The organism is Devosia sp. FJ2-5-3 (genome assembly GCF_029201545.1).
In the GTDB taxonomy this organism is placed as follows: Bacteria; Pseudomonadota; Alphaproteobacteria; order Rhizobiales; family Devosiaceae; genus Devosia.
This window is the reverse complement of sequence record NZ_CP104007.1, coordinates 3,285,275-3,302,195: the sequence shown is the minus strand read 5'-3', so window position 1 is coordinate 3,302,195 and position 16,921 is coordinate 3,285,275. Positions and strand designations below refer to the sequence as shown.

16 protein-coding genes are annotated in these 16,921 nt (G+C 63.4%); 2 read left to right on the top strand and 14 right to left on the bottom strand.

Annotation, left to right across the window (positions count from 1 at the left end):
- Positions 1 to 120 precede the first annotated feature (120 nt).
- A complete protein-coding gene (locus N0P34_RS15860) occupies positions 121 to 2,565 on the top strand; it encodes an EAL domain-containing protein (protein WP_275604194.1) in 2,445 nt (814 codons plus the stop codon).
- Here N0P34_RS15860 and cobM read toward each other — a convergent pair.
- The 10 genes from cobM to N0P34_RS15810 all read right to left on the bottom strand — a co-directional run bounded on the left by cobM (position 2,562) and on the right by N0P34_RS15810 (position 12,289).
- Positions 2,562 to 3,326, bottom strand: a complete 765-nt coding sequence (cobM, locus tag N0P34_RS15855; RefSeq protein WP_275604193.1) for a precorrin-4 C(11)-methyltransferase — start codon at positions 3,324 to 3,326, stop codon at positions 2,562 to 2,564. The genes N0P34_RS15860 and cobM overlap by 4 nt on opposite strands.
- Positions 3,323 to 4,528 (bottom strand): precorrin-6y C5,15-methyltransferase (decarboxylating) subunit CbiE, encoded by a 1,206-nt coding sequence (cbiE, locus tag N0P34_RS15850; protein ID WP_275604192.1) that lies wholly within the window; start codon positions 4,526 to 4,528, stop codon positions 3,323 to 3,325. The genes cobM and cbiE overlap by 4 nt, the downstream gene beginning before the upstream one ends.
- Positions 4,529 to 4,532: 4 nt before the next feature.
- Positions 4,533 to 5,288 (bottom strand): precorrin-3B C(17)-methyltransferase, encoded by a 756-nt coding sequence (locus N0P34_RS15845; protein WP_275604191.1) that lies wholly within the window; start codon positions 5,286 to 5,288, stop codon positions 4,533 to 4,535.
- Positions 5,285 to 6,010, bottom strand: coding sequence for a precorrin-2 C(20)-methyltransferase (locus tag N0P34_RS15840; RefSeq protein WP_275604190.1), 726 nt, complete (start codon positions 6,008 to 6,010; stop codon positions 5,285 to 5,287). Before N0P34_RS15840 ends, N0P34_RS15845 begins: the two co-directional genes overlap by 4 nt.
- Positions 6,007 to 6,639: a precorrin-8X methylmutase gene (locus N0P34_RS15835; protein WP_275604189.1), complete on the bottom strand. Its 633-nt coding sequence runs from the start codon at positions 6,637 to 6,639 to the stop codon at positions 6,007 to 6,009. Before N0P34_RS15835 ends, N0P34_RS15840 begins: the two co-directional genes overlap by 4 nt.
- Positions 6,636 to 7,808 (bottom strand): precorrin-3B synthase, encoded by a 1,173-nt coding sequence (gene cobG / locus N0P34_RS15830; protein WP_275604188.1) that lies wholly within the window; start codon positions 7,806 to 7,808, stop codon positions 6,636 to 6,638. Before cobG ends, N0P34_RS15835 begins: the two co-directional genes overlap by 4 nt.
- Before the next feature lie 76 nt (positions 7,809 to 7,884).
- On the bottom strand, positions 7,885 to 8,619 hold the full coding sequence (cobF, locus tag N0P34_RS15825) for a precorrin-6A synthase (deacetylating) (protein WP_275604187.1): 735 nt from the start codon (positions 8,617 to 8,619) through the stop codon (positions 7,885 to 7,887).
- A gap of 105 nt (positions 8,620 to 8,724) precedes the next feature.
- Complete coding sequence (locus N0P34_RS15820; RefSeq protein WP_275604186.1) at positions 8,725 to 9,672, bottom strand: substrate-binding domain-containing protein; 948 nt, start codon at positions 9,670 to 9,672, stop codon at positions 8,725 to 8,727.
- A 75-nt stretch (positions 9,673 to 9,747) separates the two neighbouring features.
- Positions 9,748 to 10,767, bottom strand: coding sequence for an ABC transporter permease (locus N0P34_RS15815; RefSeq protein WP_275604185.1), 1,020 nt, complete (start codon positions 10,765 to 10,767; stop codon positions 9,748 to 9,750).
- Positions 10,748 to 12,289, bottom strand: coding sequence for a sugar ABC transporter ATP-binding protein (locus tag N0P34_RS15810; RefSeq protein WP_275604184.1), 1,542 nt, complete (start codon positions 12,287 to 12,289; stop codon positions 10,748 to 10,750). Before N0P34_RS15810 ends, N0P34_RS15815 begins: the two co-directional genes overlap by 20 nt.
- A 206-nt stretch (positions 12,290 to 12,495) precedes the next feature.
- On the opposite strand from N0P34_RS15810, the gene N0P34_RS15805 reads away from it, so the two are divergent.
- Entirely contained in the window at positions 12,496 to 13,521 is a 1,026-nt protein-coding gene (locus N0P34_RS15805) for a LacI family DNA-binding transcriptional regulator (protein ID WP_275604183.1), read from the top strand.
- A gap of 34 nt (positions 13,522 to 13,555) precedes the next feature.
- On the opposite strand, the gene N0P34_RS15800 is transcribed toward N0P34_RS15805, so the two are convergent.
- From N0P34_RS15800 to N0P34_RS15785, 4 genes are all read right to left on the bottom strand, one after another.
- Positions 13,556 to 13,909 carry a DUF305 domain-containing protein gene (locus N0P34_RS15800; RefSeq protein ID WP_275604182.1) on the bottom strand — a complete coding sequence of 118 codons (354 nt, stop codon included), beginning with the start codon at positions 13,907 to 13,909 and terminating at the stop codon, positions 13,556 to 13,558.
- A gap of 65 nt (positions 13,910 to 13,974) precedes the next feature.
- Positions 13,975 to 14,175, bottom strand: a complete 201-nt coding sequence (locus N0P34_RS15795) for a heavy-metal-associated domain-containing protein (protein WP_275604181.1) — start codon at positions 14,173 to 14,175, stop codon at positions 13,975 to 13,977.
- A 3-nt stretch (positions 14,176 to 14,178) separates the two neighbouring features.
- Positions 14,179 to 14,592: a Cu(I)-responsive transcriptional regulator gene (cueR, locus tag N0P34_RS15790; RefSeq protein ID WP_275604180.1), complete on the bottom strand. Its 414-nt coding sequence runs from the start codon at positions 14,590 to 14,592 to the stop codon at positions 14,179 to 14,181.
- Entirely contained in the window at positions 14,589 to 16,853 is a 2,265-nt protein-coding gene (locus N0P34_RS15785; RefSeq protein WP_275604179.1) for a heavy metal translocating P-type ATPase, read from the bottom strand. Before N0P34_RS15785 ends, cueR begins: the two co-directional genes overlap by 4 nt.
- Between the last annotated feature and the right edge of the window lie 68 nt (positions 16,854 to 16,921).

Sequence of the window (16,921 nt, the reverse complement as noted above, 5' to 3'; positions counted from 1 at the left end):
CTATCCGCCAGCTGCATGCAGGGGATTGCGTCGACACGGGGCCCCGTCGAGCACAACTAAGTAACGCGGCGGTAAGGGGAAACCCGATATCTACCCATATTCTCGCCCGGGATTTGTGTAGTGTACCCGTTCATCGAATTCTTCATCGGCATTCACGACATACGCTTTGTCGTCCTTGCGGCCGTCATCTGCCTCACATCGGCCTATGCCTGCGTCAGCCTGCTGCGTCATGCGCGCAAAAGTGCGGGCCGGACAGCCAGGGTCTGGAATATCATCTCCGCTCTGGCGGTCGGCTTTGGCATCTGGTCCACGCACTTCGTTGCGATGCTGGCCTTCCGGCCCGGCTTCACCCTGGCATACGAGCTGCCGCTGACGGCACTGTCGTTGCTCATCGCCATTGGCGTCTGCGGTGCGGGTCTGGCGCTGGCGATACGGTCCGAACTTGCCCTGGACCGGTTCCTCGGCGGAGCCGTGGTGGGCGTCGGCATCTCGTCGATGCACTATGTGGGCATATTCGGCCTTCTGGTTGGCGGAACCATTAATTGGGACGCCCAGCTTGTGGCGCTTTCCATCATCGCGGGCACGTTATTGTCGGGCCTCGCGATCATGATGGCCGGCATGAATGGCAAGAGGACGCTGTTCGGCGCTGCGGGTCTGCTGGCCCTGGCGATTTGCACCATGCATTTCACCGCCATGGGCGCCGCCGACTTCAGCGGCTGCTATCCCCTAATTGCCGAAGGCGGCGCCATCGACGGCGGCATGATGGCTGTCATCGTCGCTCTGATCACGATGTTCATCCTCGCCGCCGCCTTTGGCAGCATTGTCCTGGACGAGGCCGATCGCCGCCGCACATTGCGCGAACGCGAGCGTGAGCTCGCGGACGCCGAGCAACTAGCTCAGATGGGGCATCGGCTTGAGTTGGCCCTGACCCATATGGGGCAGGGACTCGCCCTGTTCGACGCGGAGGGCACTATCTTGTTGCACAATCAGCGACTTGTGGGGCTACTCAACCTTCCTGATGGCACGGATCTCATCGGCCGCACCTTGCGTGACGTCTGCGCGCAAGTCATGTCAGCGACAGCTGGGGAAGGGGGGGCGACCGCCGATGCCATCGCGCAAATTCACCAGCGCCATCGCGATCTGGCGCAAGGCGGCGGGGAAGTCGTGCATGGGCTTGGCAGCGAAGTGTTCCTGCGCGTCCAGCATATGCCTACGGGTGACGGCGGTTGGGTCACCATGATCGAAGACATTTCGGACAGCAAGCGGAGCGAAGCGGCCATTTCCCATTTGGCCAAGCACGACCCGCTGACCGGACTGCCCAATCGAAACCGCTTCGAGGAGCTCTTCGCCACGGCGATAGACGAGGCCGACGAGCACACAAGCAAGTTGGCCGTGATTGCGATCGACCTCGACCGGTTCAAGGAAATCAATGACAGTTACGGCCATGCGGCTGGCGACAAGGTCCTGTCGGCTCTGGCGGACAAATTCAAGAGCTCCGTGAAGCCTGGGGAAGTCGTGGCCCGTATCGGTGGCGACGAATTTGCAGCCCTGAAGCCTTTTTCGTCGATGGAGGATTTGCGCGAATTCCTGGCTCGCATGAATCGCAACCTGATGGGAAAGGTCGCCTTCCACGACACAATCGTCGAAACCTCGGGCAGCATGGGCGTCGCCATCTACCCGGGCGACGGGACCGACCGGTCAAAGCTGCTCAGCAATGCCGATCTGGCGCTCTATCGCGCCAAGGCCGAGATCGATCAGCGCATCTGTTACTATGAGAGCGAGATGGATGAGCAGGCGCGACAGCGCCGGGCTATGGCGCGCGACCTCTGGAAGGCAATCGAGGACGAGGGCTTCACCCTGGTCTACCAGGTGCAGAAGTCGATCATGAGCGACACGGTCACGGGCTATGAAGTTCTTTTGCGCTGGGATCGGCCCGACCATGGCCCGGTTTCTCCGACCGAGTTCATCCCGGTGGCGGAAGAGTGCGGCGCCATCATCGCAATTGGCAATTGGGTGCTGAAAAAGGCCTGCGAGGAGGCCGTGTTGTGGCCCGAGCCCCACAAGATCGCCGTCAACGTCTCCGGCGTCCAACTGGGCCAGCTGGAGCTGGTCGATATGGTGCGTATGGTCCTGTTCCAGACGGGCCTTGCTCCCGAGCGGCTGGAACTGGAAGTGACGGAAACCGCCATCATCGCGGACAAGAAGCGCGCGATGACCGTCCTCAAGCAGATCAAGGCGCTTGGCGTTTCCATTGCAATCGACGACTTCGGAACCGGCTACTCGTCGCTCGATACGCTGCGCAGCTTCCCTTTCGACAAGATCAAGCTCGACCGCTCCTTTATGGGCGAGGTGCAGGAGAGCGAACAGGCCAAGGCCATCGTGCGGGCCATCCTTGCCTTGGGGCGCAGCCTTTCCGTGCCAGTGCTCGCTGAAGGCGTCGAGACCCTGGAGCAATTGGAAGTCTTGCGGTTTGAGGGTTGCATGGAAGCTCAGGGCTTCCTGTTGGGACGGCCAGGGCGAATCGACTGGGAACAGGACAATACCGTCGTGCCGCTGCGGGCCTAAAGCCTGTCCCGGCCGCGGAAACGCCGCTGATAGTCCGGATCATAAAGGGCGCTCTCCCGGAACTGGGAGGCGCCAAGGCCACGGCCGACAAAGATGATGGCCGTACGCTCGACCGGGTCTTCGGCAAAGCGTTCTGCAATATCGGCAAGCGTCCCGCGCAGGATTTTCTGGTTGGGCCAGCTGGCGTGGGCCACGATGGCGACCGGGCAATCCGCGCCATAGAGCGGCGTCAACTCCGCCACCACCCGATCAAGCGAATGGATGGCAAGGTGAATGGCGATTGTTGCGCCGGTGGCGCCAAAGGCGGCCAGCGTTTCCCCCCCGGGCATTGGCGAAGCGCGGCCCGAAAGACGCGTCAGAACAAGGCTCTGGGCTTCGCCGGGTATCGTCAGTTCCCGGCCGAGGGCCGCTGCCGCCGCCGCAAAGGACGGCACGCCCGGTGTCAGCGTGTAAGGGATATTCAGCCGGTCGAGGCGGCGCATCTGCTCAGCCACTGCGCTCCAGACGGAGAGGTCGCCGGAATGGAGCCGGGCGACGTCCTCGCCCGCTTGGTGGGCTTTGATATATTCCGCTTCGATCTCGTCCAGTGACATTGGCGCCGTGTCGACCAGTCGGGCCCCGGGAGGGCACCAGTCGAGCATTTCGGCGGGAACGATGGAGCCGGCATAAAGACAAACCGGGCAATTGGCGAGCAGGTCGCGGCCCCTTACGGTAATAAGGTCTGCGGCCCCCGGGCCTGCGCCGATGAAATGTACGCTCATGGCTTGGTCCAGCTCCACTGCGTGATGGGCATGGCGGGCCGCCAGCCGGTCATGCTGCCCACGGCATCGGCGCGGGCCAATGCGATGCGGTTGAGTGTGCCGCCAAGCGCGGAAAAGCGCGCCAGGAGCAACGCTTCCAATTCGAGGGTGACGGCATTGGCGACAATCCTGCCACCCGGCCGTAGCGCGTCGATGGCCCCGTCAAGGACGCCGGAATCGCTACCGCCGCCGCCGATGAAAATGGCGTGAGGCGCCTCGAGACCGTTCAGGGCATCTGGCGCCTTGCCATCGACAACTCGCAGGCCGGGGACGCCCAGCGCGGTGGCGTTTTTAGCGATGCGGGCCGCGCGCTCGGGGTGCGCCTCGATGGCAATTGCGCGCAGGCTGGGATCGGCCAGCATCCATTCGATCCCGATCGATCCAGACCCGGCGCCGATATCCCACAGGAGTTCACCCCGGCGGGGAGCGAGCGCGGAGAGGGTGAGCGCCCGAACCTCTCGCTTGGTAATCTGCCCGTCATGGTCGAAGAAGGTATCGGGAAGCCCAGGCGTCAGCGGCACGATCTGGGCGTCGGGCAACGGCACCACGGTAATCGCGCAGACATTAAGAGGGTCGATGTCCGTCAGACCGAACTGCATGGCCATCTGCGAGCGGACCCGCTCATTGGGTCCGCCCAGCACTTCGAGAACGGTGACAATGGACAGGCCAAAGCCCTTGTCCACCAGCAGCTTGGCGAGTTGGCCGGGGCCGTGTTCATCCGATGTCAGCGCCAGAATGCGCGCCGCTGGATGGAGATGGGGGATGGCCAGCTCGATGGGGCGGCCATGGGCGGAAAGACTGACCACATCCTGCAGGGGCCAGCCGAGGCGGGCCGCAGCCAGGCTGAAGGCGGAAAGATGCGGAAAGACGCGCATTTGGGCAGCATCGACATGGCGCGCCAGTGTCGCGCCGACCCCATGGTTGAAGGGATCGCCGGAAGCCAGGACGCAGACTTTTCGGCCGCGAGCAGCGATTACGGCCTCCACCGACCGGGAGAACGGAGAGAGCCAGGCTTGGCTGTCGCCAGTGATTGCATCGGCCGCCAGTTCAAGGTGGCGGGTGCCGCCAAAAACCAGCTCGGCTTCCGCTATCGCTGCGCGGGCAGCACTGCCAAGGCCGGCCAGTCCATCTTCGCCAATCCCGACAATGCTGAGCCACTGCATGGGTTTACACTCCTATGCCGCGCGGCGAATAGACCAGCGGATCGCGTCCGGGACGCTCGATGATGCGGGTCTCGGGCGAGCCGATGATGACACAGGTGGACATGTCGGCAGTCTGCTGGTCCGCTTCCGAAAGGGGGACGACGGAGAAACTCTCATCTGGCCGACCGACGGCGCGGCCGAAAATGACCGGCGTGGTCCAGGGCAGAGTTTCGCGCAGGATGGCGAAAGCAGCCGGCAATTGCCAGGGGCGCGCCTTGGAAATGGGATTGTAGAGGGCGATGACGAGCCCCACAGCCGAGACGGCCCGCAATCGTTGCTCGATGATAGGCCACGGTTTTAGGTTATCCGACAAGGAGATAGCGCAGAAATCGTGGCCCAGCGGGGCGCCGGCGCGGGCCGCGACGGCGAGCATGGCAGTGACGCCGGGGATGATCTGAATATCGAGGTGAAGCCAGGACGGGGGCCCGTTCTCCACGGCCTCGCAGATGGCTGCTGCCATGGCGAAGACACCGGGGTCGCCGCCGGAGACGACGCAGACAATGTGGCCCTTGGCGGCTGCGGTGAGTGCGGCCTTGGCGCGGTGGAGTTCCTCGCGGTTGTCCGAGGCGATGCGCTGCTGGTCGGGGCGGAGGTCGAGCCGGTCGAGATAGGGACCATAGCCGAAGAACTGCTCGCCTTGCGCAATGAAATCAAGCGCTTGCGGGGTGGTCTGGGCAGGGTTGCCGGGGCCGGTGCCGATGACGAGAAGGCGTCCGGTCATGGGCGCGTGCTCCAGCCTGGAACGAGGATCAGGGAGAAATACGGTGCCGAATCGTCGGTTTTTTCCCGAAGTTCGCAGATTTTCTCAGCCGCCATCGTGCCGCGTTCGACATAGATGGCACTATCCAAACGCCCAGTATTTATAAGGGCTTGGCGCACTTTGGGCAGGTTTCGGCCCAGCTTCATGATGACTACGCCCTCGCTGTCGAGGAGACGGCGCTCAAGCTCTTCGATGTCGAGCGTGCCCGGAAGAACAGTAAGGATATCATCGCCTTGCACCAGCGGAAGGCCCGCTGCAGACCAGCTGCCGGACATGGCGGTAATTCCCGCAATGACGTGAATTGGGTAACAGACTGTTAACCTTTGGTGCAGGTGCATGTAACTTCCGTAGAGCAGCGGATCGCCTTCGCTGAGCACGGCGACATTGCGACCGGCATCGAGATGCGCTGCGAGCCGGGAAGCGGCTTCTTCGTAGAATGCGGAAATCTGCGTACGGTAATCTTCGCTGTGCCGATGGCTCTCGGTGGTGACCGGATAGTCGAGCCGTTCTTCGATCTGATCGGCGCGGATGTGATCGGCCACGATGGCGCGGGCATTGCTCGGATTGCCGCGCTTGGCGAAATAGGCCACGACATCGGCGCCGCTGATGGCCTTTACCGCCTTCAGCGTCAGCAGTTCCGGATCACCCGGGCCGGTGCCAACTCCATAGAGAACACCGCTCACAGGCCGGGCCTCGCCAAGGCGTTGAGGCAGGCCGAGGTCATGGCGCTGCCGCCGAGGCGTCCGCGGACGATGGCGAAGGGCACGCCATAACTGTGCTCGGCCAACGCATCCTTCGATTCCATCGCGCCGACAAAGCCGACCGGCATGCCGATGATGGCGGCAGGGCGCGGGGCGCCGTCGCGCAGAAGTTCGAGAAGGTGGAAGAGTGCGGTCGGGGCATTGCCGATGGCAACGACTGCGCCTTCGAGACGGTCGCCCCAGAGGTCGAGAGCTGCAGCCGAGCGCGTATTGCCGATGCGGGTGGCTATCTCGGGCGTCTGCGGATCGCGCAGCGTGCAGATCACCTCATTGCCGGCGGGGAGGCGAGCGGCGGTGATGCCGCGCGCTACCATCTCGGCGTCGCAGAGGATGGGAGCGCCGGCCTGCAGCGCGGCGCGGCCCGCTTCGACAAAGCCTGGGCCAAAGACGAAGTGCTGCACCGCATCGACCGAACCGGCAGCATGGATCATGCGCACGGCCAGCTCGGCTTCGTCCGACGAAAATGCCGATAGATCGGCTTCGGCGCGGATGATCGCGAAGGACTGGCGATAGATCGCGTCGCCTTCCCGAATGTAATCGTATGAAATCATCGGCCTTCCTGCCGGTGGGCGTGCTCGAGAACGGCTTCGATTCCGTCCGGGCCCACTCTTGTTTGAGGCGTATCGCCCGCCCGCCCGTCAATGACAAGTCCAACCCCGTCGTCGAGGCCGACGAGGGTCAGGGGCGCCGGGGCAGGGTGGGCGCATCCCTTGGGGCATCCCGATACATGCAGATGCGCGCCCGGGTCCACCCGTGCGGCCAGTTGTGCGGCGACACGCCGCGAGGCAATGCGGCCGGATCGGCAGCCATCGCTGCCCGCACAGGCGCTGACGCGGAGGCGCGGGTCGTCGGCATGGGTGATAAAGCCGAGCCCCTTGGCGGCGGTCACAAGCTCTGACGGGGCATCGTCGATGAGGAGGGCATGGCCCGGCGCGAGGCGGATGGCTTTCACGCCGAAACGGGATGAGAGGCGCACGAGCTCGCCGAGGGATTCGGCGTCGCTGGCGGCGAAGGGGAGGGCGATGCCCGTTGAAGTGCCCGCCCGGCGCTGGAAGCGGCCAATGGGGCGGGTTTGTTGCGTGGTGCGGGGAGATGAGGCGGCGGGTGCGGATGCGAGGTCGGTGGCCCGCGCCTGCGGGCCCAGGGCGGCAAGACGCTGTAGCGTATCAAGTGTAGTGGCGATGGCTTCGTCGGCTAAAAATTCGCGCGGTGCGGCATTGCCGATTTGGATCTGCCAGAGATCCGCGCCCAGAGCGAGAAGGCGGATGTCGGCCTTGAGGGCGCTGAGCGGGAACTGACCATTTCCGTCGATAACGACGCTGAGCTTTGGGGCAAGGAGCGGCCAGAGCGGGCGGGAGCCCTCGCGGATGGCTTTGACCAGGGGCAGGGGATCGGCGCGTTCGCTGGGGTCGTCACCGACAAGGGGAGAGGTGTCGACGACAAGCCCATCCTCGATGGCGATATGGCTTTCGACAGCGTCGGCAAAAACGGGGCTCGACTGCTCGGTGAGCCCGCGCACCTGCAGATTGCCGCGTGCGGTGATCTCGATAAGCCCATTGCCGTGGCGCCGTGCCAAGTCGGCAAGGTAAGCGAGGTTGTCCGGCGTGATAAGTCCCGAGGGCAGCCGGAGCCGGGCGAGCAGCCCATCGCCCGTCGCCATGGGTGCGGCGAGTGTGGGGCAGGCTCCTCGTTTCCAGTTTTCTGCTGGTGCTGCAGACAAGGCCAAAATCCTCGGAAGAACAGGTGGGACGCTCGCGCCGTTTCCCCCCTGAACAACTGCGCCACAGCTTATGGCGCTAGTCCTGCGGGCGCAGCAAGTAAATATCCATGATCCAGCCATGACGCGCCCGCGCGGTGGCGCGCGTCTCGACGATGGTCTCGGCCACATCGCCCAGTTTGCCGCTGACGAGCAATTGGTCAGGTGTGCCGAGATAGGCGCCCCAATAGATGGTGAGCCCGGGATCACAATCGCGAAACGCCAGACGCCCGTCGAGCATGACCACGGTGTCGGTTGTGACTTTGCCGAGTTGACGGCCGGTGGTGATGGTCACCGATGTGCCGATGCGATTGAGCGGGATGGCGTGGGCGGCGGTCAGCGCCTGGATGGCGGTGATGCCGGGAATGACCTCGACCTTAAAGTCGATTGTTTTGCGCACGCGATCGAGAATGCGCAGGGTGGAATCGTAAAGGCTGGGGTCCCCCCAGACGAGAAAGCCGCCGGCGCCGCCTTCGGGAATTTCGGCGATGAGATCGGCAAAGATATTACCGAGCTTGTCGTGCCATTCGTCGACGCCGGCATTGTAGTCGGGCTTGGCGGCATCGCGCACGGGGATGGCATAGCTGATGCTGCGGCTATCCGGGCGGGTGACATAGCGAGTAAGGATTTTGCGGCGGATATCGGCGAGATCGGCCTTTGCGGCCCCCTTGTCGGGGATGAAGAGCACATCGGCGCGATTGAGGGCATTCATGCCCGCAATGGTGATGTGTTCCGGGCTGCCCGTGCCGATTCCGATGACGAGAATTGTCTTCATGGCCATCCCAATGCCATGGGCCGCCCCGAAAGGTCAAAGGGCGCCCTGCGGCGCCCTTCGGGTATTTGGTGGCCTCGCCACGTGAGGTGCGGGCCGGCTCGAAGCTTAGAACGGGCTGTCGGGGAAGTAGAACTGCTGGGCGTTTTCCTTGGTGATCAGCGGCGAGCCCAGAATGTAGGAGCCGGTGACCGGACCATTGGAAATGAAGTGGTTGACGGTGACGTCCATGGCCGTGGCGATCTGGGCCGGCGGATAGAGCACGTCGACCGGCACCAGCGGATCACCATCCATCACGCCCTTGACGATTTCCTTCATGCCCGCGCCGCCGACGACGAACATTTCGCTTTCGCGGCCAGCGGCCTTGATGGCTTCGACCACGCCCAGGGTGATGTCGTCGTCCTGAGCCCAGACGCCGTCAATGTCCGGGAAACGCGACAGGAAGTCCTGCATGACTTCAAAGCCGTCATCGCGGTTCCAGTTGGCGAACTTGTTGTCGAGGACAGTGATGCCCGAGCCTTCGATGGTCGCCATGAAGGCATCGAAACGTTCGGTGTCGAGAACGGTGGGAATGCCGCGCAGGATGACGATGTTGTCGCCTTCGCCGAGGCGGCTCATCATGTATTCGGCCGAAACCTGGCCCATTTCGGTGTTGTTGCCCGAGACATAGACGTCCTGGATGGACGGGTCAGTCAGGCCGCGGTCAACCACGGTGATGAACGCACCGGAATCCTTGACGGCGCGGACCGGCTCGGTGAGCGGCTCGGATTCGAACGGCAGGACCACGAGCGCGTCGATCTGGTGGACGGACACGAGATCTTCGAGATCGCTGGCCTGGTCGGCCGGGCCGTCAGCGGTGACGATGATCAAATCGATATTGGGGTTGGCGGCCTCGAGGCGCTTTTCGGCTTCGGCGGCGTGCCAATTGAGGCCGCCCATGAAACCGTGCGTTGCGGCCGGGATAGATACCCCGATCTTGATCTTTTCCTGCGCCACGGCCGAGCCGAGCAGGGCGCTGGTGGCCATGAGGCCAAGTGCGATTGCCTTCAACGACATGTCAGATTTCCTCCCAAAATTGGTGCCGGTTTGGCACCGATGATCCCGCCCGTTGGGGGGCGTGGAATTCGCTGGTTACTCCGCCTTCTTGCGGCGGGCGCGGAACGAGCCGCGCTGTAGATAGACCGCCGCAACGATGATCACGCCCTGGACTGCCCCATTGAGGTAGTTGGAGATGATCTCGGTGAGGTTGAGAATATTGCCGATGGACGTGAGGATCAGCGCACCGATGACGGTGCCGCCGATGCGCCCGAAGCCGCCCTTGAGCATGGTGCCGCCGATGATCACCGCGGCGATGGCCTCAAGCTCCCACAAGACGCCCGTGGCCGAGGAGGCCGAGCCGAGGCGCGGCACATAGATGATGGTGGCCAGCGAGACGCAGAGACCCTGCAGGATGTAGGTTGCGGTGCGCACCCGGTCGACCTTGATGGCCGAATAGCGCGCGACCTGCTCATTGGAGCCGATGGCCATGCAGTAGCGACCGAAGGCGGTGCGGTTCATCAGCACCCAGCCGATGATGGCGACGGCGATGAACACCCAGACCGGATAGGGGATGCGCAGGAAGCTGTCGTAATAGACCGGGCGGTAGATTTCGCGCGCGCCATTGTTGAGCGAGAGCGTGCCGCCATCGGCGAAATAGGTGACCAGGGAGCGGTAGATGCCCATGGTGCCCAGGGTGACGATGAAGGCTTCGATCTTGGCCTTGGTGGTGAGGAAGCCATTGATGAAGCCGGCGCCAATGCCGAGGATCAGCGAACAGCCCACGCCGAGGATGACGGTCCAGAGCGAGGCGCCCATGGCGCCCACCGCCCAGTTCATGATGATGATCATCACCCCGGCGATGAAGGCCGCCATGGAGCCGACAGACAAATCGATGCCGCCGGCGGTGATGACGAAAGTGGCGCCCACCGCGATGATGCCGATAAAGGCCGAGCGCGTCAGGATATTGGTGATGTTGCCTTCGTTGAGGAAGGCTGGATTGAGGCTGTAGCCCAGGATGACCAGGAGGATGAGGGCCAGCAGCGGCCCCGCCGTCTTGAGGTCGAGCCGGAACCCCTTGGCCGGCTTTTCTGCCTCATGCGCTGATACGCTCATCGTCCCCATCCTGTTTGATGCCCGCGGCGTACCGCATTATTTCTGCTTCGACGATTTCGGCGCCTTCGAGCTGTCCGGCGAGGCGCCCATTGCGCATCACCAGAACCTTGTGGCTGAGGCCGATGACTTCCTGCATTTCCGAGGAGATGACGATGATCGCCTTCCCCTCGGCGGCCAGCGCCGCAATGATGTGATAGATCTGCTGCTTGGTGCCCACATCGATGCCGCGGGTCGGCTCATCCATGATGATGATGTCGGGCTCGCTCTCCATGGTCTTGCCCAGCATCAGCTTCTGCTGGTTGCCGCCGGAGAGTTTGCCCACCGGAACCGAGGCGTCGCGGGCGCGGATATCGAAGCGGCGGACGGAGCGCTCAAGCGCCTGCTGCTCGCTGGCATTGTCGAGGAAGCCGCGCTTCAAATGCTTCTTGAGCGTGAGCAGGGTGAGATTCGGCTGCAGGCCGACATTGAGCAGCAGCCCGCGGCCCTTGCGGTCCTTGGTCATATAGGCAAGGCCGGCATTGACCGATTGCGAGACGTCGGTGAAGTCGACAGGCTGGCCGCGCAGGGTGACAGCGCCACCGGTTTTCCTGACGAGGCCGACGATGGTTTCGGCGACGGCCGTGCGCCCAGAACCGATGAGGCCGGCAAAGCCGAGGATCTCCCCGCGGCGCAGGTCAAAGGATATGCCCGAAATGCCGGGGGAGGCGAGGTCGCGCACCGAAAGCATGATCTCGGCGTCGACATCGGGTTCGTGCTTGGGCGGATAGAGATTGGAGAGCTCGCGACCGACCATCATCTGGGCGATGGAATCGGGGGTGAGGTTTTCGGTGCCAAGCGTGGCGATCAGCTGGCCGTCGCGGAGGACGGTGACGCGATCGGCCAGCTCCATGATCTCGTCGAGCTTGTGCGAGATGAAGATGATGGCGACGCCCTGGGCGGTCAGCCGCTTGATCTGCTCGAACAGCGTGGTGGTTTCGGCAACCGACAGCACGGCCGTCGGCTCGTCCATGATGATGACGCGGGCGTCCTGGCTGATCGCCTTGGCGATCTCGACCATCTGCTTGTCGGCGACAGAGAGCGTGTGGATGCGCGCGTCGGGGTCGATGCGGACATGCAGCGTATCGAGGATAGCGCTGGCGCGCTGGCGCATTTCGCGGAGCTTGAGGAAGCCGCGGGAATGCAATTCCCGGCCGAGGAAAATGGAATCGGCGACGGTCAGATGCTCGGCGAGCAGAAGTTCTTGGTGGATGACGACGATGCCCATGGCCGCCGCCTCGCCATTGGGGGGCAGCACGACCTGTTCGCCGCGATAATGGATAGTGCCGGAGGTCGGCTGTTCGAGGCCGGACAGGATCTTGATGAGCGTGGACTTGCCGGCGCCGTTTTCGCCGATGATGGCGTGAACCTCGCCGGGGCGCACGTCGAAATCGATGCTGAACAGCACCGGAATTTCGCCGAACGATTTTGAAATCCGGTGCGCCGACAGGATCGGCGGCACGGTCTCACCAAGTCCCTCAGACATGGTGCATCCTCCCCGCTGGCACGACGAATTTGACTATTCGTTCATTACCAATACCGTTGATGTAAAGGTTTTCATCAATCGTGTAAAGGTTTACAGTGCGAAATATCCGGAGATGGCAGGGGAGGGCCATGGCGCAATCCATGGCATCTGCTAAGGGCAGGGGCGCGCTTGTTTTTCGGCCGCGCGGCAGGGGCGGAGCGAGCTAGGTGCAGCAGCAAAAGCTGGCGACTATCGAGGACGTTGCGGCGATGGCTGGGGTGTCGATCGCCACGGTGAGCCGCGCCATCAATGAGCCCACCAAAGTTGCCGATGCGACGCGCCGGAGGGTGACCGAAGCCATCGCGCGAACCGGCTACACGACGAATGCCATGGCGCGCTCCCTGCGCATGCGCCGCAGCAATATGATCCTCATCCTCGCGCCCGATGTGGGCGATCCGAACTTCTCCAACATTCTGGTTGGCCTCGAGACGGAGGCCAGCAAGCGCGGCTATGGGCTGCTGATCGGCAATACGCAGAACGATCCGAGCCGGGAGACGGACTATCTGCGCTTCATCAGCTCCAACCAGGCCGATGGGCTGATCCTTTTTACCGGACATCTGCCGTTCGGCTTCGGGCAGGACCGCGGGGAGGCGCGCCTGCCGCCCGTGGTGGCGGTGAACGAACCGGTGATCGGGCAGGACATTCCCTTTGTCGGCGTCGACAATTTCGAAGGGGCCCGCATTGCATCAGAGCATCTGATCTCGCAGGGGCATCGCCGCATTGCCTTTATCGGCCGTTCCGCCAGCCGCGAAATCAATCGCCTGCGCGAGGCCGGCTATCGTTCGGCGCTCGAAGGGGCGGGCATACAGATCGACCCGCGGCTTATTCTCGATGGCGACGGCACGACGGAGAGCGGACGCGCGGCCGCCGAGTTGATGTTCGTGCGCGACGCTTTGCCGACGGCCTTCTTTTGCGTCAATGACGCCACGGCGTTGGGCGTCATCATCGCGCTCAATGCCCGCAAGTATGACCTGCCGCGGCAATTCTCGATCATGGGGTTTGACGATATTTCCTTTGCCAGCTTCGTCAGTCCGTCGCTGACGACAATGAAGCAGCCCCGCCACCGAATGGGCGAGGCCGCCATGGAAATGTTGCTGGCAATGCTGTCCGGCGAGGAGCCGAAATCGCGCGAAATGTTGCTTCGGGCTGAGCTGATCGTGCGCAATTCGGTGTCGCGGGCCAGCAGCGGATAATCCGCCGTGGGTCGTTACCCGGCTCGGCGCGCGTTTAAAGGCCGCGCTTGGCCAGCCATGCCTTCATCCAGGCAATCTCTTCTTCCTGCGCGGATATCACGGCCTCGGCAAGCGCCCGCACTTCCGGATCGCTGCCATGTTCGAGGACAATCCGCGCCATCTCCACCGCGCCCTGATGGTGCGGGATCATGCCCCTGATGAAATCCACGTCGGCATCCCCGGTGAGCTCAACGGCCATATTGGCATGCATGCGCGCATTTGCCTGCTCATAGGCCGAGGTCGCGGCATTGTTGCCTGTGGTGTGATGGGCGGTGTGGCCGGAATGATCCTGGGCCAGCACCGGAGAGATGAATAGGACGACGGCGAGGGCAGCAAAGAAGGTTTTCATATCGATCTCCTTTTGAGATCGAACGAGTGTGCGGCCTTCCCACGTGGCAAGGTCAAGCGGCCAAATCAGGCCGCTTCGGGCGTGTAGCCGGCTTCGCGGATGGCCTCTTCGCCCTTGGCGCGGTCTCCGGTGAAGCTGACCTTGTGGGTGTCGAGATTGATGTCGATTTCGGAACCCGGCAGTGCCGTTTCCAGCGCCTTGCGGACCGTGCCGACGCAATGGCCACAGGTCATGTCATTGACGGTAAAGCTGGTTTTGTCGCTCATTTGTCAGTTTCCTTTTCTTGTCGTGGTTTCGATGCCGGCAAGGTCATCGAGGATGGGGCAATCCGGCCGTGCATCGCCATGACAGCAATGGACGAGGTGCTTGAGGGTGCCGACCATGGATTGTAGCTCGGCGATCTTGGTCTCGAGCGCGCCGATATGGGCTTGCGCGATCGTCTGAACTTCGGCGCTGGCGCGGGACTTGTCCTGCCAGAGCGCCAGAAGGGTGCCCGTCTCCTCCATGGAAAAGCCGAGCGTGCGGGCGCGGCGAATGAAACGCAGCGTATGAACCTCATCATTGCCGTAGACCCGGTAATTACTGTCCGTTCGGTCGGCAGGTTGGATGAGACCGATCTGCTCATAGTAGCGGATCATTTTGGGGGACACGCCGGAGGCGTGCGAAGCCTGGCCGATATTCACAGTGATACTCCCTGGACAGCGCGCAGACGCTGCGCATTGCCGACGACGAAGACGGACGAAAGCGCCATGGCGCCCGCACCGAGCATTGGGGACAAGAGGATGCCGAAAGCCGGGTAGAGCGCACCGGCGGCGACAGGAATGAGCAGCGCGTTGTAGCCAAAGGCCCAGAACAGATTTTCCCAGATATTGCGGATCGTGGCTCGACTCAATTTGAGCGCACTGAGGACGCCCTTGAGGTCGCCGCCCAGCAGGACGACATCGGCGCTTTCGATGGCCGCGTCGGTGCCCGTGCCAACGGCAATGCCGATATCGGCTTCGGCGAGGGCCGGGGCATCGTTTATGCCATCGCCAACATAGGCGACGACGCGCCCGCCCTGGCGCAGTGCCTTGATGGCGGCGACCTTATCGGCGGGAAGAACTTCGGCCTGCACTTCGTCGATGCCGAGCTGGCGGGCAATGGCCGCGGCCGTCCGCTTGTTGTCACCCGAAATCATCGCCGTCTTCAGCCCCATGGCGTGGAGGTGTGCGATGACGGCCTTGCTGGTGGGACGCACGACATCGGCGACGACGATCGCGGCGGCGATCTTGCCGTCGATGGCGGCAAGGACCGGTGTCTTGCCTTCATCGGCAAGCTTTTCGAGCGTGCTGGTGAAGCTCGAGAGATCGAGCCCGTTGAACATTCGCGCCGAACCCACCTGCACTTTCCGCCCCGAAATCGTCGCGGTGACCCCGTGGCCGGGATCGGAGGCAAATTCGTCGACGCCAGGAATGACGAGTGCCGCTTCGGTTGCCGCCGCCACTATAGCCAGTGCGATAGGGTGCTCGGAGCGGCTTTCCGCCGCCGCGACCAGGGCGAGGACTTCGTCGCGGTCAAAGCCATCCGCCACGATGAGATCGGAGAGAACCGGCTTGCCCTGCGTCAGCGTGCCGGTCTTGTCGAACGCGACGATGTCGGCATCGCGGAGGCGCTGGAGCGCTTCACCCTTGCGGAACAGCACACCGAGTTCGGCCGCCCGTCCGGTGCCAACCATGATCGAGGTCGGCGTGGCGAGGCCCATGGCGCAGGGGCAGGCGATAATCAGGACCGCAACAGCATTGACGAGGCCGTAGGTGAGCGAAGGCTCTGGCCCCCAGATCGCCCAGGCGCCGAACGTGACGGCGGCGAGGGCCATGACTGCGGGCACGAACCACATGGTGATGCGGTCGACCACCGCCTGGATCGGCAATTTGCCGGCCTGCGCTTCTTCAACCATGCGGATGATGTGGGCGAGCATGGTGTCACTGCCCACTTTGGTGGCGCGAAACCGGAAACTGCCAGATGTGTTGAGCGTGCCGCCGACGACGGTGTCGCCTTGCGTCTTGGAGACGGGCAGGGGTTCGCCGGAAATCATCGATTCGTCAACATGGCTCGCCCCATCGACGACTTCGCCGTCCACGGCGACCTTCTCGCCGGGCCGGACGACGACGATGTCGCCGACAGCGACCTGCTCGACAGGCACTTCGATGGTGCGGCCATCGCGTTCGACGTGGGCGGTGCGGGCCTGTTCGCGCACCAGGCGCTGGATGGCTTCCCCGGTGCGGCCCTTGGCCAGGGCCTCGAGCCAGCGCCCGGCGAGGATCAGCGTGACGATGACAGCGGCGGCCTCGAAATAGACATAGCGCGTTTCACTGGGGACCAATTGCGGGGCAAAGGTAACGACGGTGGAATAAAGCCAGGCGGCGCCGGCACCCAGGGCGACCAGCGAGTTCATCTCCGGCGCTGCGCGCAGCAGGGCGGGAATTCCGACCTTGAAGAAGCGCATGCCCGGCCCGAACAGGACCGCGGTGGCGAGTACGAAATAGCCGATATAGAGCCACTGCATCGGCACGGCGCCCATCAGCCAGTGGTGGAAGGGCTCGTAAAGATGTCCGCCCATTTCCAGAACGAAAAGCGGTAGCGTGAGCAATGCGGCGAGGAAGAGATCGCGCCGCAGTTCGGCCGCGTCTTCGTCGTGGTGATGGGCATGGTCATGCGCGGGCGCATCGGTGGGCCGCGGAGTGGCGGCATACCCGGCTTTCTCAACGGCCTTGATCAACTCGCCCATGGTGGCGGTGCTCGCCCCGATGGTGGCGCGTTCGGTGGCGAGATTCACCGAGGCAGTTTCCACCCCCGGCACTTTGAGCAGGGCCTTTTCCACCCGCCCGACACAGGACGCGCAGCTCATGCCTTCGATGTCGAGCACGACGGGTTGGCCGGTGGAAGCGTGGACATGTGTGTTCATGGTTTTATCCTCTTCCACTCCCCTATAAACCTTCCCATCATGGCAAGGTCAAGGCCCTGCGGGCAGCA

Coding starts and splice junctions, on each gene's coding strand:
- N0P34_RS15785 (WP_275604179.1), bottom strand. CDS start 16,853: ATGAACACACATGTCCACGCTTCCACCGGCCAACCCGTCGTGCTCGAC.
- N0P34_RS15820 (WP_275604186.1), bottom strand. CDS start 9,672: ATGTCGTTGAAGGCAATCGCACTTGGCCTCATGGCCACCAGCGCCCTG.
- N0P34_RS15795 (WP_275604181.1), bottom strand. CDS start 14,175: ATGAGCGACAAAACCAGCTTTACCGTCAATGACATGACCTGTGGCCAT.
- cbiE (WP_275604192.1), bottom strand. CDS start 4,528: ATGCAGTGGCTCAGCATTGTCGGGATTGGCGAAGATGGACTGGCCGGC.
- N0P34_RS15835 (WP_275604189.1), bottom strand. CDS start 6,639: ATGATTTCATACGATTACATTCGGGAAGGCGACGCGATCTATCGCCAG.
- N0P34_RS15845 (WP_275604191.1), bottom strand. CDS start 5,288: ATGACCGGACGCCTTCTCGTCATCGGCACCGGCCCCGGCAACCCTGCC.
- N0P34_RS15800 (WP_275604182.1), bottom strand. CDS start 13,909: ATGAAAACCTTCTTTGCTGCCCTCGCCGTCGTCCTATTCATCTCTCCG.
- cobM (WP_275604193.1), bottom strand. CDS start 3,326: ATGAGCGTACATTTCATCGGCGCAGGCCCGGGGGCCGCAGACCTTATT.
- N0P34_RS15810 (WP_275604184.1), bottom strand. CDS start 12,289: ATGTCTGAGGGACTTGGTGAGACCGTGCCGCCGATCCTGTCGGCGCAC.
- N0P34_RS15815 (WP_275604185.1), bottom strand. CDS start 10,767: ATGAGCGTATCAGCGCATGAGGCAGAAAAGCCGGCCAAGGGGTTCCGG.
- cobF (WP_275604187.1), bottom strand. CDS start 8,619: ATGAAGACAATTCTCGTCATCGGAATCGGCACGGGCAGCCCGGAACAC.